The organism is Candidatus Eisenbacteria bacterium (genome assembly GCA_035712145.1).
GTDB lineage: Bacteria > Eisenbacteria > RBG-16-71-46 > RBG-16-71-46 > RBG-16-71-46 > DASTBI01.
The window spans coordinates 36,330-56,596 of record DASTBI010000187.1 but is presented as its reverse complement, the minus strand read 5'-3'; the positions used below and the strand labels follow the sequence as shown (position 1 = coordinate 56,596).

Sequence of the window (20,267 nt, the reverse complement as noted above, 5' to 3'; positions counted from 1 at the left end):
CTCATGCGGACATTCATTCTGCGGCGCCTGCTGCAGACGATTCCCCTGCTGCTGGGGATCTCTGCGCTGACATTCCTGCTCCTGCAACTCGCTCCGGGTGATTTTCTCACCACCATGGGCGAGAACCCGATGATCTCGCCGGCGACCCTGGACGCGATGCGCGCGCGCTTCGGGCTCGACCAGCCGTGGTACGTCCAGTACGGGATCTACCTGAAGAACGTTTTCCTTCACTTCGACTTCGGGGAGTCGTTCACGCGCCACCAGCCGGCCTTCACCGTGCTTCGCGAAGGCCTGCTCAACACGCTGATCCTCGCCTTGGCGGCCGCCGTCGTCACCTGGGGACTCGCGATCCCGCTCGGAGTGTGGGCGGCGGTGCGGCAGTACAGCTGGATCGACAAAGGGCTTTCGCTGATCGCGTTCCTCTGGCTGTCGATTCCCGAGGTCCTCTCGGGGCTTCTGCTGCTCTGGCTGGCCGCCAATACCGGGATCCTGCCGGTGGGGGGCATGCGCTCGATCGACTGGGATTCCATGGACACGGTCGGAAAAGCGATCGATCTGCTCAGACATCTGGCGCTGCCGGCTTTCGTGGTCGGGCTCATCCCGCTCGCCGCCCGCATGCGGCAGATGCGCGGAAACCTGCTCGACGTGCTCCGCCTCGACTACGTGACCACGGCCCGCGCCAAAGGGCTGGACGAGAACACCGTGATCTTCAAGCACGCGGTGCGCAACGCCATCAATCCGCTCATCACCCTGTTCGGTTTCACGATCGGCGCGTTGCTGTCGGGAGCGTTCGTCGCCGAGATCATCTTCTCGTGGCCGGGGCTGGGTCGCATCACGCTCGAAGCCCTCACGTCGCAGGACCAGTACGTCGTGCTGGGGGCCGTCATGATCGCCTCGACCATGCTGGTGCTCGGCAATCTGATCGCCGACATCATGCTGGCGATCGCCGATCCGCGCATCGCCTATGACTGAGCCGCTGCTGGCCCCGGCCATTCCCGAACCGGAGACGGCCCGGGGAGAGCCGGACCCAACCGTTCGAAGCGCGCCTCCCCAGTCGCCGTGGAGACTGTTCTGGAGGCAGTTTCGCAAGAGCCAGATCGCGGTGGTCGGCGGAGTCGTGCTGGTGATCCTCTACGGTCTCGCGCTGTTCGCTCCCTTCGTCGCGCCCTACCGCGAAGACGTCATGGACCGCGATCGTTTCTTCCACCCGCCGATGCGTCTCCACTGGGTGGACTCGCAGGGGAGGTTCCATCTCTGGCCCTTCGTCCATCCGACGTCGGTCAAGGAGCAGTTGCGGTTCACCTACGCCGAGGACAAGACGGTGGCCCTTCCGATCAAGCTGTTCGTCAAGGGCTCCGCTTACCGCCTGTTCGGGATCTGGCCGACCGACCGCCATCTCTTCGGCGTCGATGCTCCGGGTCGGATCTTCCTGCTCGGCACCGACGGCCTCGGGCGCGACGTGTTCTCGCGACTCCTGTTCGGCGGCCAGATCTCGCTCACCGTGGGCCTGATCGGCATCGCGATCTCGTTTTCCCTCGGCCTTCTGCTGGGCGGCATCTCCGGATACTTCGGAGGGTGGATCGACAACATCATCATGCGCGGGACCGAGCTGCTGTTGTCCATTCCCGGCCTCTACCTGCTGATCGCCCTGCGCGCGCTCTTCCCGAGCAACCTGCCGAGCCAGCAGATCTACCTCGGGATCGTCGTCATCCTCGCCTTCATTGGATGGGCGGGCCTCGCCCGGATCATCCGGGGCATGGTGCTCTCCATCCGGCGCCAGGAGTACGTGGCCGCGGCCGAGGCTCTGGGCATGAGCCGGCTACGCGTCATCGGCCGCCACATCCTGCCCAACACGATGTCGTTCGTGATCGTGGCGGCGACCATCTCGATTCCGGGCTACATCCTGGGCGAAGTGGTGCTCAGCTTCATCGGGCTCGGCGTCCAGGAGCCCTCCGCGTCATGGGGCAACATGCTTCGTCAGGCCCAGAGCCTGCGCGCGCTGACGTCCTTCCCGTGGATGCTGTTCGCCCCCGGCACCGCGATCTTCCTGACCGTCCTGGCCTTCAACTTCCTCGGCGACGGCCTGCGAGACGCCCTCGATCCGCGACGCATCCTGGGAGGAAAGAGCGCGTGAGCGAGCCCTTGCTCCGCCTGGAGGACCTGAAGACACACTTCTTCACCGACGACGGCGTCGTGCGCGCCGTCGACGGCGTTTCGTACGAGATCCAGCCGGGCGAGACGCTCGCGGTGGTCGGGGAGTCGGGCAGCGGCAAGAGCGTCACCGCGCTCTCGATCCTTCGTCTCGTGCCGACTCCGCCGGGGCGCATCGTGGGAGGGAGGATCCTCTTCAAGGGGCGCGACCTCGCCACGGTCTCGATGCCCGAGATGCGCAAGATCCGGGGCAAGGAGATCTCGATGATCTTCCAGGAGCCCATGACCTCGCTGAACCCGGTCTACACCTGCGGCGAGCAGATCATCGAGGCCGTCGTGCTCCACGAGAAGGTGGACCGCAAGGAGGCGCGGGCGCGCGCCATCGAGATGCTCAAGCTGGTGGGGATCCCGCTGCCGGAGCAGCGTGTCGACGAGTATCCGCACCAGATGTCGGGAGGCATGCGCCAGCGGGTGATGATCGCCATGGCGCTCGCCTGCCGGCCGTCGATCCTGATCGCCGACGAGCCGACCACCGCGCTGGACGTCACGATCCAGGCCCAGATCCTCGAGCTGCTCTCTCGGCTCCAGAAGGAGCTGGGCATGGCGGTGCTGCTCATCACCCATGACCTCGGCGTGGTCGCGGAGACCGCCAATCGCGTGGCGGTCATGTACGCGGGCCAGGTGGTCGAGTACTGCTCGGTGGGCGAGGCCTTCCGCCGCCCGCTGCATCCCTACACGGCCGGCCTGCTCGCCTCGCTCCCCAAGCTCGGCGTGAAGAAGGACGTGCTCAAGGTGATTCCCGGCAACGTGCCGAACCCCGCGCACTTCCCCCGCGCCTGCCGCTTCCATCCGCGCTGTCCGATCGCCGTGGACAAGTGCCGCAACGAGGATCCGCCGGTGCTCGACTTCGGCGGCGGCCATATGTCCCGATGCTGGCGCTCTCAGGAGATCGCCGCCGGTCTCGTCAACCCGGCGGGAGCTCTGCCGACCAGCGAAGGAGCGGCGAGTGCCTGATCCGCTGCTTCAGGTCGAAGGACTCCAGAAGCACTTTCCGATCAAGAAGGGCCTGCTCTCGCGGACCGTCGGTCACGTGAAGGCGGTGGACGGCGTGTCCTTCTCGGTCGAGCGCGGCGAGGTCCTGGGACTCGTGGGGGAGAGCGGGTGCGGCAAGACCACGACCGGCCGCTGCATCCTGCGCTTGATCGAGCCGACGGCGGGCAGCGTCAAGTTTGAGGGTCGCGAGATCCTGCATCTCGGCAAGCGCGACCTGCGTGCGCTGCGGCGCGAGATGCAGATCGTCTTCCAGGATCCCTACTCGAGCCTCAACCCGCGGCTCACGGTGGGGAGCATGCTGACCGAGGCGCTCACCATCCACCGGCTCGCCAAGGGCCAGGCCGCCCGTGCGCGCGTCGCCGAGCTGCTGCAGCTGGTCGGCCTGCACCCCGATCATGCTCGCCGCTATCCGCACGAATTCTCGGGTGGCCAGCGCCAGCGGATCGGGGTCGCGCGAGCGCTGGCCGTGAGCCCCAAGCTGATCGTGGCCGACGAGCCGGTCTCCGCGCTCGACGTCTCGATCCAGGCGCAGATCATCAATCTTCTGCGGGAGCTCCAGAGAAAGATGGGGCTCACCTACCTCTTCGTCGCCCACGATCTCTCGGTGGTCGAGCACATCAGCAACCGGGTCGCGGTGATGTACCTGGGAAAGATCGTCGAGCTCGCCACCAGCGACACGCTGTACGCGAACCCCCGGCATCCTTACACCGTTTCCCTGCTGTCGGCGATCCCGGTTCCCGACCCCGAGCGCAAGAAGCAGCGGATCGTGCTGAAAGGGGACGTGCCGAGTCCGGCCCGGCCCCCCAGCGGATGCCGGTTCCATCCGCGGTGCTTCATGGCCCGCGAGATCTGCTCCAAGGAAGAGCCGCCGCTTCGGCCCATCGGACAAGGCCACTGGTCCGCCTGCCATTTCGCCGAGCAGGTCGACCGGACCGGCGCCGTCTCGAGCTGATTCGGATCGCTTCAGCGGGAGGCGCATCCTAGGTGCGTTCGCCCAGACGGCGTGAAGCGGTCGGGGGAACTTCCCCACTCTTTCGGCCGATCGCTCTCGATCCGCTGCGTGGCGTCAGTCCTACGAAGTCTCCATCCCGCTGCCACACAGCAAGTTATAGGGCCAGACCACAGGCGTTTCAAAGCCCGGCACGGGGCGTGCGATTCCGTGTCACCGAGCGGCCGGCGGCGCCGGACGCGAAAGTGAATACGGGTTGTTCCCTGTACGACTCGTGCTTGGCCTGCTGTGGGCTGATCCCCCTATCGCGAGCGAAGGAGTCTTACGGCAGTGCACACGGTCGAAACGGGGAACACATTTGACGGGCCCCAACCACGGCAGCTGATCCCTGGCGATTGCATCCCTGAAGCCGTGGTGGGGCCCATGACTTTGCTCTCTGCGCTGGTCCGTCGGTCAAAAGGTCAGGGAATTGAGATGGGCAAGCACGTATAGTTCATGCGGCCCAACGAAACGCATCGGAGCGGCCGCTTCCGATCCGGATCTGCCTCTCCTGCCAGGAGGTCCCTCATGATGGTTCCTGGTTACCCTGCCTCCATGCGAAAAGGCATCGCCGCCGTCTTGCTGATCAGCACCACGGTCGTAGGCTTCGCCGTGGCCGAGAACGTCGTCGAGCGTCCGGCGCCTACCGGCCCGAGCTTTCTGGGCTACGTTCCGGACGAGTTGGTCGTGGTCTTCAAGCCTTCCACCGCGCACGAGCTCTATTCGCTACCGGCCCAGGCTGGGCGCGCGCGCGCCAACCTGGCGCGAGTGCAGCAGCTGCTCGATCGCGTGGCGGCCCGGAGCTTCGATCGCGAGTTCCCGGACGCGCGTCCCAAGGCGCCGGGCTCGATGGCCCCGGAGATGACCGGCCACTACATCCTCAAGCTCGCTCCGGGAATGAACCTCGACGAGGCCAAAGCCGAGCTCGAGAAGAGCGCAGACGTCGACCACGTGGAGAAGAACGGGATCCACGCGATCGATCTTCGTCCCAACGATCCGCGCTATATCTGGACGCCGCTGCCCCAGCCGACGGGCTGGCCTAATCGCCAGTGGAACTACATCAATGCAAAGGGTATGGGCTGCGAGACCGTGTGGGACACCGAGACCGGGGATCCCGCGGTCGCGGCTGCGGTCGCCGATATCGGGACCAAGTACCGCCACACCGACCTGGGAGGCGCCAACCCACCGGGACCCGCGGACAACGACACCCAGGGCAACATCTGGGTCAACCCGCTCGACGCTCCCGACGGCGTCGACAATGACGGCAACGGCTTCATCGACGACGTGATCGGCTGGGACTTCGTGGAGGCCGCCATTCCCGGCGGAACGTGCGCCGGATACGATACCGACTGCGGTCTGGCGGAGAACGATCCCAACGACACCGACGGGCATGGCACCCACGTCGCCGGGACCATCGGCGCGATCACCAACAACGCGCGCGGCGTCGCCGGGATTGCCGGCGGGTTCAGCGATGGAACCACCACCGGCGCCGGGAACGGCGTCAAGGTGATCCCGATGCGCATCGGCCACCGGGCGCGCGTCAACCTGCCGCCGCCGACCACCGTGGGCATCGTGAGCATGACCTACGCCGCGCAGGCGATGAATTACATCGCCGGACTCGTGGACCGCGGCATCAACGTCGCGGCGTTCAATTGCTCCTGGGGCAACAGCAATACCGGAGGGATCGAGGCTGCGGCGCTCAATCTGCAGGCGAAAGACGTGCTCATCGTCTGCTCCGCCGGCAACTCCAACGCGCTCGTCGCCTCGTTTCTGCCGACGCTCGCCGGCGTGGTCACCGTCGGCGCCACCGACTCGCTCGGCAATGACGCCAGCTTCACCAGCTTCGGCCCCTCCGTGGACCTGTCGGCGCCAGGGGTCGGCATCATCAGCACCGGACATGATCCGGCCCAGGTCGACACGACGTTGATGTACGTGGGCGTGTCCGATGGAACGTCCATGTCCACGCCGCACGTGGTGGGCGCCGCCGCGATCCTCGAGAGCTACAACCCGGCGCTCACGGCGCAGCAGAAGGCCGACCTGCTCATCAACCACACCAAGGCTTTCGGTCCGCTCCACTCCAAGCAGCTCGGCACCGGCATCCTCGATCTCGCCGCGGCGCTGGCGGCGGCGCCCAGTCCCACCACGGGGGTGGGGGATCGGCCCATCGCCGGGGGTCCGCGGATCCAGCTTCGCGCCTTCCCGAATCCCGCCCGCGGCAGCTCCGACCTCGCGATCCAGGCGCGCCCGGGTCAGCGCGTCGACCTTCGCATCGTGGACGCGAGCGGCCGAACCGTGCGCGCGATGAGCGGTCTGGCCGACGGGACCGGAGTGCTGCGGCTACGCTGGGACGGCAAGGACTCCACGGGCCGGACCGCCGGATCGGGCCTCTTCTTCGTGACGGCGTCGACCGCCTCCGGCCGTGCGTCCAGCAAGCTGGTGGTCCTCGACTGATCCTGATCGCCAGCCGCCGCAGCTCTGAACCGCCCGATCGAAAGATCGGGCGGTTCGGTGCATGTGCGCGTATAGTCGTCGATTCGATCTGCGCCTCTCGGCCGCTGCCTCTCGTGAAGCTCGCCACCTCAGGAGGTCTTTGATGATGGTCCATCGCGTGCGCGCCCCGCTCCAGGCCGGGGTCATGCTCGCCCTGCTCGTTGCGTCCTCCACCGCGCCGGCGTCCGCGGAAAATGTGATCCAGCGTCCGGCAAGGACCGGATCGGACTTCGTCGGCTACGTGCCCGACGAGCTGGTGGTGGTGTTCAAGCCAGCCACGGCGCATCAGCTCTATGCGCTCCCCGCCCAGGCAGGGCGCGCGCGCGCCAATATCGAGCGGGTCCAGGCTGTCCTCGATCGGGTGGCGGCGCGCAGCTTCGAGCGGGAGTTCCCCAATGCCCAGCCGCGGGCCAGGGGCTCCATGGCGCCCGAGATGACCGGGCACTACATCGTCAAGCTCGCACCCGGGATGGGGCTCGACGATGCCAAGGCGGAGCTCGAGAAGCATGCAGACGTGGAGCGGGTGGAGAAGGTCGGCATCCACACCTTCCACATCGACGCCAACGACCCCTACTACAAGTTCGGCACCGCGACCTTCCCGCGCGACCAGTGGCACTACCAAAAGCCCTACGGCATGGGCGCCAACGTGGCCTGGGACCGCGAGCCCGGCAACTCGAGCGTCGCGGTCGGCATGCTCGACAGCGGCATGCGCTATTACCACAACGACCTCGGCGGCACCGATCCTCCCGGCCCCGCGGACAACGTGACCAACGGCAACGTATGGGTGAGCCCCTTCGATCCTCCGGGCGGCGGGGACAACGAGGGCAACGGATTCGCCGACGACGTGGTCGGATGGGACTTCGTCTCCGCGGTGCTTGCGGGAACGTTCTGCCGTGATCCCGACTGCATGACCACGGACAACGATCCGCGTGACGGGGACGGTCACGGGACCCACACCAGTGGCACTGTGGGCGCGATCGCGAACAATGGGCGCGACGTCGCCGGCGTCGCGGGCGGCTGGGGAGAAGGTGGGCCGGCTGCCGGCGTTCGTCTCATCCCGGCGCGGATCGGCTACCACGCGTGCGTGGGCGACGCCATGCAGTGCGCGGAACCGCCGCCGGCCAATCGGATCGGCGGCGTGGTGTCGATGACCTGGGCCGCGCAGGCGCTCAACTACATCGCCGATCTCAAGGCGCGCGGCGTCAACGTCGCGGCGGTCAACTGCTCGTGGGGCTCCAGCAACACCGGCGGGATCAGCACGGCGCTCACCAACGTCCAGGCGCAGGACGTCCTGGTCGTCTGTTCCGCCGGGAACTCGAACGTCCAGGTGACCTCGTCGAACTCGTACCTTCCCACCGTGGCCGGCGTCCTGTGCATCGGCTCCACCGATTCCACGGGGATGGGATCGAGCTTCAGCAACCACGGTCCATTGGTCGACCTGGCGGCTCCCGGGAGCATCATCCTCAGCACCTACAGCCCCAACCAGGACAACGGCATCGCGGACGGCGATTACGTGGGCGTCCTGAGCGGGACCTCGATGGCGACCCCGCACGTGGTGGGCGCCGCGGCGGTTCTCGAGTCCTGGAATCCGGCGCTGACGGCGGCCCAGAAGGCCGCGCTCATCACCGGCAACACCAAGCCTTTCAATCCGCTCAATACGAAGGTTTTGGGCCCCGGCATCCTCGACCTCGCGGCGGCGCTCGCGGCGGCGCCCGGCTCCACCACCGGAGTCGGTCCCTCAGCCTTGACCAACCCCCGGCTCCAGCTGCGCGCCATTCCCAATCCGGCGCGCGGAGGATCGGAATTCGCGATCACCGCCCGGGCGGGACAGAGAGTCGGCCTGCAGATCCTCGACGCCTCGGGTCGTCGCGTGCGCTCGATGGAAGGCGTGGCGGACGGCGCCGGCGTGCTGCGCGTGCGCTGGGACGGCAAGGACGAGGGCGGTCGCGCGCCGGGTGCCGGCATCTACTTCGTGAGCGCTCTGGCGGGCGGCGAGCACGCGACGCACAAGCTGGCGGTGCTCGAATAGCGCGCATCGAGATCGCGTCATCGCGAAGGGCCTGTCTTCGGGGACGGGCCCTTTCGCTTGCGGTGCGCCCGTTGACCGGACCCCTGGCTGGCTGTTAGCGTGGCCGCGGAGGTCGTTGAATGCCGATCTACGAATACCGGTGCACGACCTGTCACGAGCGCTTCGAGTCGCTGGTGAGGTCCGCAGAGCGCGCCACCGCGCGCTGCCCCCGCTGCGGCACGACTCGGGTCGAGCGCCTCCTTTCAACTTTCGCCGTCGGCAAGGCGAGCGCGGCCGCACCAACTCCGGGCCCCTGCGGGTCGTCCGACTGCGCCTGCCGCATGCATCCAGACTGACGGGGATGTACACGGAGGAATCATGACCAAGGCCGACCTCGTGGAAGAAATCTCCGGAACGACCGGCGTGTCGAAGAATCACACGGCGATCATCGTCGACTCGCTCATCGACGCTGTGTGCCGTGCCTTGAGTGAAGGAAAGCATCTCGAGATCCGCGGGTTCGGGACCTTCAAGGTTCGCGAGCGTCGCGCCCGGCGGGCGCGCAATCCGCGGAGCGGGACCGAAGTCATGGTCCCGGCCAAGCTGGTCCCGGTGTTCAAGCCGAGCAAGGAACTGCGGTCCACGATTTCCGGTCCGGTCGAGACACCGGAACCGGTCACCTCGTAGCGGCGATCCGACAAGGAGGACGGATGGGATCTGGCAAGAAACGCAAGCGCAAGAAGATCGCGACCCACAAGCGAAAGAAGCGCCTGCGGAAGAACCGCCATAAGAAACGCGTCCGTTAGCCGGCTCGGAACACCGGCTCCCGAATCCCGCCGCCTCCTCGGCCGCGCGTACTTCACGCGCGGCCGTTGGATCTTCGATCCCGCACGCCGTGTGCGGCCCGGCCGCGTTCCGCTGATCTGGAAGAGTCATGCGGCTCCAGAGGACGGCGACTACTGCATCGCCGAGATCGAAGAGGACCGGGTCGCTCGTCTCGTCGAGGTGCTCGGCGCCGACGACCGCCCCGAGTGGGACGATCACGCGGTGGCCTCGCAGTATCGGCTGCGCGTGCACTTTCCGCCGGACGCCGAGCGGGAAGCCGCCCGCCTGAAGCTGCCGACAGCCGCCGAGATCCGCCATCGCACCGACATCCGGGACCAGCTGGTGTTCACGATCGATCCGGAGGACGCGCGGGACCACGACGACGCGCTGTCCTGGCGCTCGCTCGGGCATGGATCCCACGAGGTCGGCATCCACATCGCCGACGTCTCGCACTACGTCCCGGATGGTGGCGCGCTCGATGCCGAGGCCCGGCTCCGCGGACTGAGCTGCTACCTCCCGGGCGGCGTCATCCCCATGCTGCCGGAAGCGCTGTCCGCGGACCTCTGCTCACTGCGGCCCGACCAGGACCGGCTGGCGCTGTCGGTCTTCGTGGAGCTCGACGAGCGTGGCGGGCTCGAGGGTTATCGCTTCGAAGAGACGGTGATCCGCAGCCGCCATCGACTGGCCTACGGAAGAGTGCAGGAGGCGCTCGACGGCAAGCACCCCTTCGAAGCGAACCTCCAGCACGCGGTGGAGTCGTTGATGAGACTCGCGCGCGCGCTGCGGGCGCGGCGCTGGAAGACCGGTGCGCTCGACCTCGAGGTCCCCGAGACCAAGGCCTGGGTGGACGAGCACGGCGTCCCGATTCGCATCGAGCGCCGCCCGCACCTCGAGAGCCACGAGCTGATCGAGGAGTTCATGCTGCTCGCCAACCGCTGCGTGGGCCGGGAGGGGGCCGAGCGCAGGAGCGGCATGCTGTACCGCGTCCACGAGCCGCCGGGGCCTCCCAAGCTGGTCGACCTCGATGCCATGCTGCGCGCGCTCGCACTGCCGCGCCTCGGCTCGCTCGAGGACCCGGCTCGCGCCCTCCAGGCGTTGCTGCGCGCTCCGCTCGATCCCGCGCGGCGGCGCGTCCTCCATCGGCTGGTGCTGCGGTCGATGGCCCGCGCGCGCTACCTGGAGAAGGACCTTGGCCACTTCGGGCTCGCCACCCGCGAGTACTGCCACTTCACGTCGCCGATCCGCCGTTATCCCGATCTCCACAACCACCGGCGAGTGCGCGAGTGGATTCACCGCCGGAAGTCCGCGGCCTGGGATCCCCACGCGCTCGACCGGCTCGCCGAGTCGTGCACCGGTTCGGAGTGGAACGCGGCCGATGCCGAGCGCGAAGCGGTGAAAGTCAAGGGCCTCCGGTATCTGGAGGGGCGACTCGGCGATCAAGGTTCGGGTATCATCACCGGGCTGAATCCGCACGGATTCTTCGTCGAGCTGGACGATGTCCCAGTGGAAGGTTTCGTCCGGCTGAGCTCGTACCTGGACGACCACTTCGTCCTGGATCCCACGGGGGTGCGCCTTACGGGGCGTCGCACCCGTCGGAGGTTCAGTCTGGGCGACTCGGTTCGCGTCACCGTCGCCCGCGTGGACGTCCCGGGCCGCGAATGCGACATGGCCATCGAGGTGCCGATGCGGCGACCGGGTCGCCGCCACCGGGGGAGACATTGATGCCGCGCAAGAAGGGAATTCCGAAGGTCGAGCGCAGGACGAGCACACGCGCAGACGCCAGCCTCAGCATGCGGGTCGAGGGCGAGCCCACGAACGGCGCCGTCCTCACCCAGATCGTGACCGAGAGCCAGAACATTTCCTCGAGCGGCGTGTACTGCAGCTCGCCGCACTACCTGGCTCCGTTGTCGAAGGTCGCGCTCACCATCGTGCTGCCCAACCAGAAGAGCACTCAAGGCGCACAGCGCCTGCTCAAATGCGACGGTGTGGTGGTGCGCTGCATGCCGACCGGCGCTGCGTCGCGACCCGCGGGCTACGAGCTCGCGTGCAGCTTCATCGGCCTCGACCCGCGCCACCGCATTCTCCTCGACGACTTCGTCACCTGGCGCAATCTCCAGTCGATCCACCGCACCACGGCCGTGGCGAAGAAGAAGAAGGCAGGCGTGGTGCAGCGAGCCAAGCGCACGGGAAGCCGGGCAACGGCCCTCAAGACCACGGCCCGCCGCGTCGCTCGCCGTCCTGCAAGCCGCTAGTCCGAATCCGAACATGCCGCCCGGCGCTTCCTCCCGTATCGTCGTTCATCCGGGACGGGGCCTGGGCGGCAGCGTCACGCCGCCGGGAGACAAGTCGGTCACCCACCGCGCGTACATTCTCGGCGGACTCGCCGAGGGCGTCACGACCGTGGAGGAGCCGAACCCGGGAGCCGATTGCGAGTCGACGCTCACCTGCCTCGAGGCGCTCGGCGCCGAGGTGCGGCGTGAACCCGGAAAGGTGACGCTTCGCGGCTGCGCGATGCGGTTCTCGAAACCCGACGGGATACTCGACTGCGGGAACTCGGGAACCACACTGCGCCTTCTGGCCGGCCCGCTCGCGGCGCAGCCGTTCCGCTCCACACTGGCCGGGGACGCGTCGCTGCAACGGCGTCCGGTCGACCGTGTGATCGAGCCCTTGCGGAGGATGGGCGCGAAGCTCAGCGCCCGCGAAGGCGACCGTCTCCCGCCGCTCGAGATCGAGGGTGGGCCCTTACACGCGATCGAATACAAGGTCGAGAGCAGGAGCGCACAGGTGGCCTCCTGCGTGCTGCTCGCGGGACTCTTTGCCGAGGGCAAGACCACGGTGATCATCGAAGGCGCTCGCGACCACACCCAGCGCATGCTTCCGGAATTCGGTGCGGAGATCGACGCCCACGAGCTCGACGATGCCCTCGTTCCTCCTTTCTCGGTCACGGGTCCGGCCAGGTTGCAGGGGAGGCGACTGCGTGTGCCCGGCGACTTCTCGGCGGCCGCGTTCTTCCTGGCCGGCGTCGCCGCCACTCCGGGGGCTGCGATCACCGCCGAGGGCGTGAGCCTGAATCCGACGCGGACGGGACTGCTGCTCGCACTCGGAGAGATGGGGGCGAAGGTCACTCGAGAGCAAACCGGGATGGAGGCGGGAGAGCCGATCGGGAACGTCACCGTCACCGGGCCAGACATGCTCGAAGCGCTTCGCGACTGGACACCGGCCTCATGGGCGCACTTCATTCCAACGATGATCGACGAGATTCCAGCGCTGGCCGTGGCGGCCGCCCGGGCGCGCGGGGTCACCCGCATCCGCCACGCGGCAGAGCTGCGGGTGAAGGAGAGCGACCGCATTGCCGCGCTGGCGACGAATCTCCGTCGCCTCGGCATCGAGGTCGAGGAGCATCCGGACGGGCTCTCGATTCACGGAGGAACCCTGCGCGGAGGAATCGTCGATGCTGCCGGCGACCATCGGATCGCCATGGCGTTCGCCGTCGCCGGGACCTTCGCCGATGGCCCGGTCACGGTGACCGGCGCGAGCGAGATCGCCACCTCGTACCCGGGGTTCGTGAGAGCGCTGCGCACGCTGGGCGCCGAGGTCGAAGTCCCCGAAGAGGACGCGCTCGCCCGATGAGCTTCGTGGTCACGATCGACGGTCCGGCCGCCGCCGGAAAGAGCACCACGGCCCGTGCGGTGGCGAGCGCTTTGGGGTTTCTCTACGTCGACACCGGGTCGCTCTATCGCGCGCTGGCGGTCAAAGTGCTCGAGCTCGGGGTCGCGCCCGACGACGACGCGGCACTCGACGCGTGCGTCGGTTCCACCGAGCTCTCGCTCTCGGGCGCCCCGGAGCGGCCTCAGGTCTGGCTCGATGGCGTGGACGTGACGGACCGGATCCGCACCCCGGCGGTGAGCGAGACGTCCTCTCGACTGGCGGCCCGGCCGGTGGTTCGCCGCCGCCTGGTCGACATTCAGCGGCGTCTGCGTCAGCAGGGCCCGCTCGTGGCCGAGGGGAGGGACCTCGGGACCGTGGTCTTCCCGGACGCGGAGTTGAAGATCTTCCTCGATGCCGCTCCGCAGACCCGGGTCATGCGCCGCCACCAGGAGCTTGTGCGCCACGGGATTCCGGCGCCCATCGAGCAGGTGGCCGAGGACCTCGATCGCCGCGACCGGAGGGACCGTCAGCGCGCCGACAGCCCGCTGGTTGCCGCACCCGACGCCGTGACGCTGGACACATCCGCCCTGACGGTCGAGGCTCAGGTTGCGGAGGTCCTCAAGCTGGTCCGGGCCCATCCGCGGTTCCCGGCCGGGGTAGGAGACCCATCGGGCGGCGTTCCCGGCTCGGGCGCGAGCCCTTGAAGGTTAGGAGATTCGTTGAGCCCGTATTATAGTGCCGCGCGGCTTTTCGCCAGCGGCTGCTTCGGTCTGCTGACGGGATGGGACGTACGAGGTCGCCAGCACATCCCCCGCGAGGGTGGGTTGCTGATCGCCTCGAACCACATCTCGTTCTGGGATCCCCCGATGATCGGGTCTGCGCTTCCTCGCGAGGTGCATTTCCTCGCCAAGGAGGAGCTGTTCCGCACGCCGGGGCTCGGGTGGCTGATTCGTTCGCTGAACTCGATTCCGATTCGTCGCGGAGTCGCGGATCTCAGCGGACTGGCGCGGGCTCTCGAGGTGCTGCGGCAGGGTGAAGCGCTGCTGATGTTCCCCGAGGGAAGCCGGATGCGCGACGGGGAGTTGCATCCCCCGCGACCCGGTGTCGGGATGATGGCCGTCCAGGCGGACGTCCCGATCGTGCCCTGCTACATCTCGGGCAGCAATCGACCGGCGCGCTGGTGGCGCCGCGGCGTGAAGGTCCGTCTGTGGTTCGGGCACGCACGCCACTGGAAAGATCTGATCGATCCGGAGACCGACCTCACGCCGGGGCGAATGCTCTACCAGAAGGTCGGCGAGGGCGTCATGCGGGAGATCGCGATACTCAGGACCGGGCAGGAGACCGCTGCTTCACGGGGCGCCGCTTGAGCGCCCGAACTCATACCGATTCAGGAGGCCACCCGTTCATGCTGGAGACGTCGGAGAAGACCCTTACCCCCGCTACGGAGATGCCGGTGCGGGCACCGCGACCTCCCAGGCTCGTCAATCAGGACGACGAGGACGGCATCACGCAAGAGCAGCGCGCGGAGATGCTCAGCCATTACGAAGACTCGCTGCGCTCACTGGGTGAAGGCGAGATCGTCCGCGGCACCGTGCTGGCGGTGGACGAGAAGGAAGTGCTGGTGGACGTGGGGTTCAAGAGCGAGGGCGTCATCGCCCTGTCCGAATTCCCGGACCCCTCCTCCATCAAGGTGGGCGACACCATCGACGTCTTCCTCGAGAAGATGGAGAACCAGGACGGTCTGGTCGTGCTCTCCAAGCAGCGCGCCGACTTCGTCCGCGTGTGGGATCGCGTCAAGGACGCCTACGACCAGGCCCAGGTGGTCGAAGGCAAGCTGGTGCGCAAGATCAAGGGCGGCGTGGTGGTCGATCTCTACGGCGTGGAGGCGTTCCTCCCGGGATCCCAGATCGCGCTGCGCCAGGTGCAGAACGTCGACGCCCTGCTGGGGCAGACGGTCTCCGTGCGCATCATCAAGCTCAACAAGCGCCGCCGGAACATCGTGGTCTCGCGCCGCGCCGTGCTCGAGGAAGAGCGCGACCGCCTGAAGAGCGCGATCCTCAAGAACCTGGCCAAGGACCAGGTGCGCGAGGGCGTGGTCAAGAACATCACCGACTTCGGCGCGTTCGTGGACCTCGGCGGCATCGACGGCCTGCTCCACATCACCGACATGTCGTGGGGCCGGGTCGGCCATCCTTCCGAGCTGGTCAAGATCGGCGATCGTCTCAAGGTCAAAGTGCTCAACTTCGATCCCGAGAAGGAGCGCATCTCACTCGGCTTGAAGCAGCTCGATGCCTATCCATGGGAAGGCGTCGAGGATAAGTACAAGGTCGGCGATCGCATCAAGGGCCGAGTGGTCTCGATCACCGACTACGGCGCCTTCGTCGAGCTCGAGAAGGGCGTCGAGGGCCTGGTGCACGTCTCCGAGATGTCCTGGACGCGACACGTGCGGCATCCGTCCAAGGTGGTCAACCTCGGCGACACCATCGAGGCGGTGGTCCTCAAGGTCGACAAGGCCAACGAGAAGATCTCGCTCGGCCTCAAGCAAGTGGAGCCGGATCCCTGGCTCACCCTCGATCAGAAGTACCCGCCGGGCATGCGGGTCAAGGGCAAGGTCCGGAACCTCACGAACTTCGGCGCCTTCGTGGAGCTGGAGGAAGGCATCGACGGTCTCGTGCACGTGTCCGACATGTCGTGGACCAAGCGCGTGGCTCATCCGAGCGAGGTGCTCAAGAAGGGCGACTCCGTCGAGGTCATGATCCTGGCCATCGACAAGGAGCATCGCCGCATCAGCCTAGGACTCAAGCAGGTGTCCGAGGATCCGTGGCCGTCGCTGGCCGAGAAGTATCCGTCGGGCATGGAGATCACGGGCACGATCAACCGGCTGTTCGATCGCGGCGCCATCGTCGATCTGGGAAACGGCATCGAGGGCTTCGTCCCGACCTCACAGCTCGGCATCGACGATCTGAAGCGTCCGATGGACGCCTTCGAGGTGGGCGAGGTGCTCACCATGAAGGTGACTCGTGTCGACGTCCCGAATCACCGCCTGATCCTCAGCGTCAAGGGCTGGCTGGCGGAGCAGGACGACATCGCGCTGGCCGAGTGGACCTCGAGGCGCAACCAGGTGCGCGCCAAGATCGCCGCCAACCCGCCGGTCGAGGAGCCCGAAGATCCTTCGAAAGCGAAGGGCAAGAAGTTGAAGGACGAGCCGGAGGAAGACGAGGAATAACTCTCGAGCTCCGCAGTCACGCCGGGCGGAACCCACGTTCCGCCCGGTTTTTTCTTGTGAAGGAGCGGCCCTGGCACCCACCACATGGCCCGAGAGAAGCGCGGGGATGCGCCGAGCTGCTGAAAGGAGCGGTCACGCGGCAGGGCCCATGAGCAAGCCGCTGGCGCCGAGCGCCGAGGTCGCGTGTTTGGGATCCGAGGCGCCGGCGCGTTCGATGGAGTTCTGAGATGGATGGCGGCGCAGCTCATGGGAGCCTGCCACGCTGACCGCCGCCCCCATCGCGCAGACGCCGCGACCGCGTATTGCCGTGTTTCTCTCGGGCCATGTCGTGGGTGCCGTGAGCTTGCTTTGTGCCGCGCCGTCCGTATCCTGCCCGGCATGACGCGAAAGCCTCTCGCCATGCTCATGGCACTCGCCCTCAGCGCCTCGGTCTCGGCCGCGCAGGCGTCGGACCTCGACACTCTGCTCGCGAGGACGCCCAGCGACAGCCTGCCGGCCACGCTTCGCCGACTCGAAACCTCCGCCGATCCCGGAGCCGGCGCCCGGGCGGTGATGGTGCTGGGCCAGCTCCACTACGCACGCGGCGAGTTCCGTCATGCCGCGGCCGCCTTCGGACGTGCCGCCGCACGCCTGGCGCCGGGCGAGAAGCCGCGGGCCAGGTACGCGCAGGGGCTCGCGTTCCTCGGTCTCGGTGAGCCCACCCAGGCCAGAGCCGCGCTCGAGGACGTGGCGCGGACCTCGACGACGCTGCGCGAGCCGGCGCTCCTCGGGCTGGCACAGGCCTGGGAGGTGGCCGAGCGGCCGGAGAAGGCGCTCGAGACGCTCGAGCCTTTGCTCGGCCAGCCGCTGGGCGAAACCGGACCCACCATCCTCGAGCGGATCGCCGCGCTGGCCGAGCGGGCGGACCGACAGGACGAGGCGCGACGCGCGCGCGAGCGGCTGCTCAAGGACTATCCGCGCAGCATCGAAGCCGCCTCCGCCCGCGCCCACCTCGCCGCTTCGGCACAGCGCCCGGGCGCCGGGACGATCGCGGTGGTGATCGGGCAGTTCGTGGATCGCGGCCGGGCGCGAGCGCTCGCCGCCGAGGCCAAGCGCGCCGGATTCCCGAACGCCCAGGTGATCACCCGCGGGCAGGGCCTGTCGGCGATCCACGTCGTGCGCCTCGGCGCGTACGGAAGCGCCGCAGACGCCCGGCAGGCGGGCGAGCTCGCCGTGCGGGCGCTCGGCGTCACCTATCAGGTGGTGAGGGCCGAGTGAGCACCCTTGCGCCCAAGGCCGCGAGCCGGACGCCGCTCATGGATCAGTATCGGCGCGCCAAGCAGGACCATCCCGACTCGTTCCTGTTCTTCCGGCTCGGCGACTTCTACGAGATGTTCTTCGATGACGCGATCGCGGGAGCCTCGCTGCTCGGTCTCACGCTCACGTCGCGCAACAAGCAGGATCCGCAGCCGATCCCGATGTGCGGCGTGCCATGGCACCAGCGTGACGCCTATGTCGCGCGGTTGCTCAAGCTCGGGCACAAGGTGGCGGTGTGCGAGCAGCTCGAGGACGCGTCGCAGGCCAAGGGCCTGGTCGCGCGCGGCGTCACCGAGGTGCTCACGCCGGGCTCGGTGGTGGGAGAGAGCTTCCTCGATCCGGCCGCCAACAACTTCATCGCCGCGGTGTGGCCAACCGAGGAGGCGCTTGGCCTGTGCGTGGCCGATGTGTCGACATCCGAGGTGAGCTTCGCCGCGCTCGGATGGAGCGAGGCCCAGGGAGCGCTCGCCAGCCTGCGGGTGGCGGAATGGCTGATCCCCGAGATCTCGGGCCTTCCCATCGCTCTGCGCGAGCGATTCGAGCCGGTGCTCTTCGGCCTGGCCGGCGCGCGCACCACGGCCGGCCCCGAGCCGTTCCTCGACACCGCCCGTCTCGACGCGCGCTGGGGCGCCACGCTCGCCGGCAGACTCCGCGAGATGCCCGCCGCGGAAGCGGCGGCCGCCGCCACGCTCGCCTATCTGGACCGGGTGCAGGGCGGACCGGCGCTCTCGGCGCCGCGCGCCCGCTTCCTCGCCGATCAGCCGACGCTGCGCTATGACGCGGCCACGGCCCGTCATCTCGAGCTGTTCCAGCCCCAGCCCGGCGGAGAGCCCGCCCACACGCTGTGGCACCACCTGAACCTCGCCGTCACGACGCTCGGCGGTCGCAAGCTGCGCAGCTGGCTCGAGCGCCCGCTGGCCGATCTGCAGTCCCTCGAGCGGCGGCACGATGCCGTCGAGCGATGGCTCGCGCGCGCCATCGACCGCCAGTCGTTTCGAGACGCGTTGCGCGGCTTTCCCGATCTCGAGCGGCTGGCGAGCCGGCTGGCGCTCCGGCGGGCGACGCCGCGCGATCTCGGCGCGCTGCGCGACGCGCTGGACAAGCTTCCGGCGCTCGCCGAGATCCTGCTGCGCCTCGGCGATGCCGAAGCCGCGCGGGCGCGCGAGTCGCTCCCCGGCTTCCCCGAGCTGTCGGACCTGCTGGCTCGCGCCCTGGTGGAGGACCCGCCGCCGGTCTCCCGCGACGGCGACATCCTGCGTCCGGGATACGACGCGCATCGCGACCGGCTGTTCGAGCTCGCGCACTCCGGAAAGCGCTGGATCGCGGATCTCGAGCGCGACGAGCGCACGCGTACCGGCATCGCGAGTCTCAAAGTCGGCTTCAACCGCGTCTTCGGCTACTACCTCGAGGTCACGCGGCCTCATCTCGACAAGGTTCCGCCGCGCTACGAGCGGCGCCAGACGCTCACCACGGCGGAGCGCTTCGTCACGCCCGACCTGAAAGAGAAGGAGAGCGAAGTGCTCGGCGCGGAGGACCGGCTCAAGGCGCTCGAGCACGAGCTGTTCGTGGAGCTCCGCGAGCGCGCCGCCGCGTTCGTTCCGGGGCTCCAGGCCGCGGCCGACGCGTTGGCGATTCTCGATGCGGAGTCCGCGCTGGCCGAAGCGGCCGCGCGCTACGGCTGGGTCCGGCCGGTGCTCGACGACTCCGACGCGCTGATCCTCGAGGAGGCGCGCCATCCGGTGGTCGAGCAGCTCATGGCGCGCGGGGAGTTCGTGCCGAACGCGGTCGCGCTCGACGGACGCGAGCGCCAGATCCTGCTGCTCACCGGCCCCAACATGGGCGGCAAGAGCACCTACCTCCGGCAGATCGCGCTGGCGGTCCTGCTGGCCCAGTCCGGCTCGTTCGTCCCGGCCCGCGCCGCACGCATCGGATGGGTGGATCGCCTCTTCACGCGCGTCGGCGCGTCCGACCGGCTCGGGGCCGGGCAGAGCACGTTCATGGTCGAGATGGAAGAGACCGCCGACATCCTTCGCAACGCGACCGCGCGCTCACTGGTGCTGCTCGACGAGATCGGGCGCGGCACCGCCACCTACGATGGCCTGGCTCTGGCCTGGGCGGTGACGGAACACCTCCACGCGGAGGGCGGACCCACGCCACGGACCATCTTTGCCACGCACTATCATGAGCTCACCCAGCTCGCGGACTCGCTCTCGCGTTTGCGGAACGTCCACGTCGTCGTCCAGGAGTGGGGGGATGGAGTGGTCTTTCTCCATCGCATCGCGGATGGCGCCGCCGATCGGTCCTACGGCATCCACGTCGCGCAGCTCGCGGGACTTCCGGACTCCGTCATCGACCGCGCCAGGACGGTGCTCGCGGAGCTCGAGCGCGAGCGGACGGTGGAGCATTTGGGCCGGAAGGGGCGCGGACGTGCCGTGTCCGCCGAAGCCGCGGGACAGCTTCCGCTCTTCGGGACAGCGCCCCACCCGGTGGTCGAAGCCCTTCGCTCCGCCGACCTCGATGCGACCACGCCGCTCGAGGCGCTCGCGCTGCTGGCCGAGCTCAAGCGAAGCCTCGGAGAATCCTGA

17 protein-coding genes are annotated in these 20,267 nt (G+C 68.2%); 16 read left to right on the top strand and 1 reads right to left on the bottom strand.

What is annotated here, in order from left to right; translation table 11 throughout:
* Window positions 1-3 precede the first annotated feature (3 nt).
* The 14 genes from VFQ05_13120 to VFQ05_13055 all read left to right on the top strand — a co-directional run bounded on the left by VFQ05_13120 (window position 4) and on the right by VFQ05_13055 (window position 16,386).
* Window positions 4-972, top strand: a complete 969-nt coding sequence (locus tag VFQ05_13120; GenBank protein HET9327700.1) for an ABC transporter permease — start codon at window positions 4-6, stop codon at window positions 970-972.
* Window positions 965-2,134: an ABC transporter permease gene (locus tag VFQ05_13115; GenBank protein ID HET9327699.1), complete on the top strand. Its 1,170-nt coding sequence runs from the start codon at window positions 965-967 to the stop codon at window positions 2,132-2,134. The genes VFQ05_13120 and VFQ05_13115 overlap by 8 nt, the downstream gene beginning before the upstream one ends.
* Complete coding sequence (locus VFQ05_13110) at window positions 2,131-3,165, top strand: ABC transporter ATP-binding protein (GenBank protein ID HET9327698.1); 1,035 nt, start codon at window positions 2,131-2,133, stop codon at window positions 3,163-3,165. Before VFQ05_13115 ends, VFQ05_13110 begins: the two co-directional genes overlap by 4 nt.
* A complete protein-coding gene (locus VFQ05_13105) occupies window positions 3,158-4,156 on the top strand; it encodes a dipeptide ABC transporter ATP-binding protein (GenBank protein ID HET9327697.1) in 999 nt (332 codons plus the stop codon). The genes VFQ05_13110 and VFQ05_13105 overlap by 8 nt, the downstream gene beginning before the upstream one ends.
* A gap of 564 nt (window positions 4,157-4,720) precedes the next feature.
* Window positions 4,721-6,643 carry a S8 family serine peptidase gene (locus VFQ05_13100; protein ID HET9327696.1) on the top strand — a complete coding sequence of 641 codons (1,923 nt, stop codon included), beginning with the start codon at window positions 4,721-4,723 and terminating at the stop codon, window positions 6,641-6,643.
* Between the two features lie 142 nt (window positions 6,644-6,785).
* Window positions 6,786-8,711: a S8 family serine peptidase gene (locus VFQ05_13095; protein HET9327695.1), complete on the top strand. Its 1,926-nt coding sequence runs from the start codon at window positions 6,786-6,788 to the stop codon at window positions 8,709-8,711.
* Window positions 8,712-8,830: 119 nt separating this feature from the next.
* The gene (locus VFQ05_13090) at window positions 8,831-9,046 is read left to right on the top strand and encodes a zinc ribbon domain-containing protein (protein ID HET9327694.1); all 216 of its coding nucleotides are present in this window, start codon (window positions 8,831-8,833) and stop codon (window positions 9,044-9,046) included.
* Window positions 9,047-9,068: 22 nt separating this feature from the next.
* Window positions 9,069-9,374 carry an HU family DNA-binding protein gene (locus tag VFQ05_13085; protein HET9327693.1) on the top strand — a complete coding sequence of 102 codons (306 nt, stop codon included), beginning with the start codon at window positions 9,069-9,071 and terminating at the stop codon, window positions 9,372-9,374.
* Window positions 9,375-9,584: 210 nt separating this feature from the next.
* Entirely contained in the window at window positions 9,585-11,234 is a 1,650-nt protein-coding gene (locus tag VFQ05_13080) for a VacB/RNase II family 3'-5' exoribonuclease (protein ID HET9327692.1), read from the top strand.
* Complete coding sequence (locus VFQ05_13075) at window positions 11,234-11,764, top strand: PilZ domain-containing protein (GenBank protein HET9327691.1); 531 nt, start codon at window positions 11,234-11,236, stop codon at window positions 11,762-11,764. The genes VFQ05_13080 and VFQ05_13075 overlap by 1 nt, the downstream gene beginning before the upstream one ends.
* A 13-nt stretch (window positions 11,765-11,777) precedes the next feature.
* Window positions 11,778-13,142: a 3-phosphoshikimate 1-carboxyvinyltransferase gene (gene aroA / locus VFQ05_13070; protein HET9327690.1), complete on the top strand. Its 1,365-nt coding sequence runs from the start codon at window positions 11,778-11,780 to the stop codon at window positions 13,140-13,142.
* Complete coding sequence (cmk, locus tag VFQ05_13065) at window positions 13,139-13,864, top strand: (d)CMP kinase (GenBank protein HET9327689.1); 726 nt, start codon at window positions 13,139-13,141, stop codon at window positions 13,862-13,864. Before aroA ends, cmk begins: the two co-directional genes overlap by 4 nt.
* A 15-nt stretch (window positions 13,865-13,879) precedes the next feature.
* Window positions 13,880-14,527, top strand: coding sequence for a lysophospholipid acyltransferase family protein (locus VFQ05_13060; GenBank protein ID HET9327688.1), 648 nt, complete (start codon window positions 13,880-13,882; stop codon window positions 14,525-14,527).
* Window positions 14,528-14,613: 86 nt separating this feature from the next.
* Complete coding sequence (locus tag VFQ05_13055) at window positions 14,614-16,386, top strand: 30S ribosomal protein S1 (protein ID HET9327687.1); 1,773 nt, start codon at window positions 14,614-14,616, stop codon at window positions 16,384-16,386.
* A 132-nt stretch (window positions 16,387-16,518) separates the two neighbouring features.
* On the opposite strand, the gene VFQ05_13050 is transcribed toward VFQ05_13055, so the two are convergent.
* Entirely contained in the window at window positions 16,519-16,647 is a 129-nt protein-coding gene (locus VFQ05_13050) for a hypothetical protein (GenBank protein HET9327686.1), read from the bottom strand.
* Window positions 16,648-16,764: 117 nt separating this feature from the next.
* Between VFQ05_13050 and VFQ05_13045 the strand changes: the two genes are divergently transcribed.
* Both VFQ05_13045 and mutS read left to right on the top strand, forming a co-directional pair.
* Complete coding sequence (locus VFQ05_13045) at window positions 16,765-17,643, top strand: SPOR domain-containing protein (GenBank protein ID HET9327685.1); 879 nt, start codon at window positions 16,765-16,767, stop codon at window positions 17,641-17,643.
* Entirely contained in the window at window positions 17,640-20,267 is a 2,628-nt protein-coding gene (gene mutS / locus VFQ05_13040) for a DNA mismatch repair protein MutS (protein ID HET9327684.1), read from the top strand. Before VFQ05_13045 ends, mutS begins: the two co-directional genes overlap by 4 nt.

What these genes read in the sequence shown, in the direction of transcription:
- aroA (HET9327690.1), top strand. Translation starts at nt 11,778, where the DNA reads ATGCCGCCCGGCGCTTCCTCCCGTATCGTCGTTCATCCGGGACGGGGC.
- VFQ05_13115 (HET9327699.1), top strand. Translation starts at nt 965, where the DNA reads ATGACTGAGCCGCTGCTGGCCCCGGCCATTCCCGAACCGGAGACGGCC.
- cmk (HET9327689.1), top strand. Translation starts at nt 13,139, where the DNA reads ATGAGCTTCGTGGTCACGATCGACGGTCCGGCCGCCGCCGGAAAGAGC.
- VFQ05_13075 (HET9327691.1), top strand. Translation starts at nt 11,234, where the DNA reads ATGCCGCGCAAGAAGGGAATTCCGAAGGTCGAGCGCAGGACGAGCACA.
- VFQ05_13100 (HET9327696.1), top strand. Translation starts at nt 4,721, where the DNA reads ATGATGGTTCCTGGTTACCCTGCCTCCATGCGAAAAGGCATCGCCGCC.
- VFQ05_13090 (HET9327694.1), top strand. Translation starts at nt 8,831, where the DNA reads ATGCCGATCTACGAATACCGGTGCACGACCTGTCACGAGCGCTTCGAG.
- VFQ05_13045 (HET9327685.1), top strand. Translation starts at nt 16,765, where the DNA reads ATGACGCGAAAGCCTCTCGCCATGCTCATGGCACTCGCCCTCAGCGCC.
- VFQ05_13120 (HET9327700.1), top strand. Translation starts at nt 4, where the DNA reads ATGCGGACATTCATTCTGCGGCGCCTGCTGCAGACGATTCCCCTGCTG.
- VFQ05_13085 (HET9327693.1), top strand. Translation starts at nt 9,069, where the DNA reads ATGACCAAGGCCGACCTCGTGGAAGAAATCTCCGGAACGACCGGCGTG.
- VFQ05_13095 (HET9327695.1), top strand. Translation starts at nt 6,786, where the DNA reads ATGATGGTCCATCGCGTGCGCGCCCCGCTCCAGGCCGGGGTCATGCTC.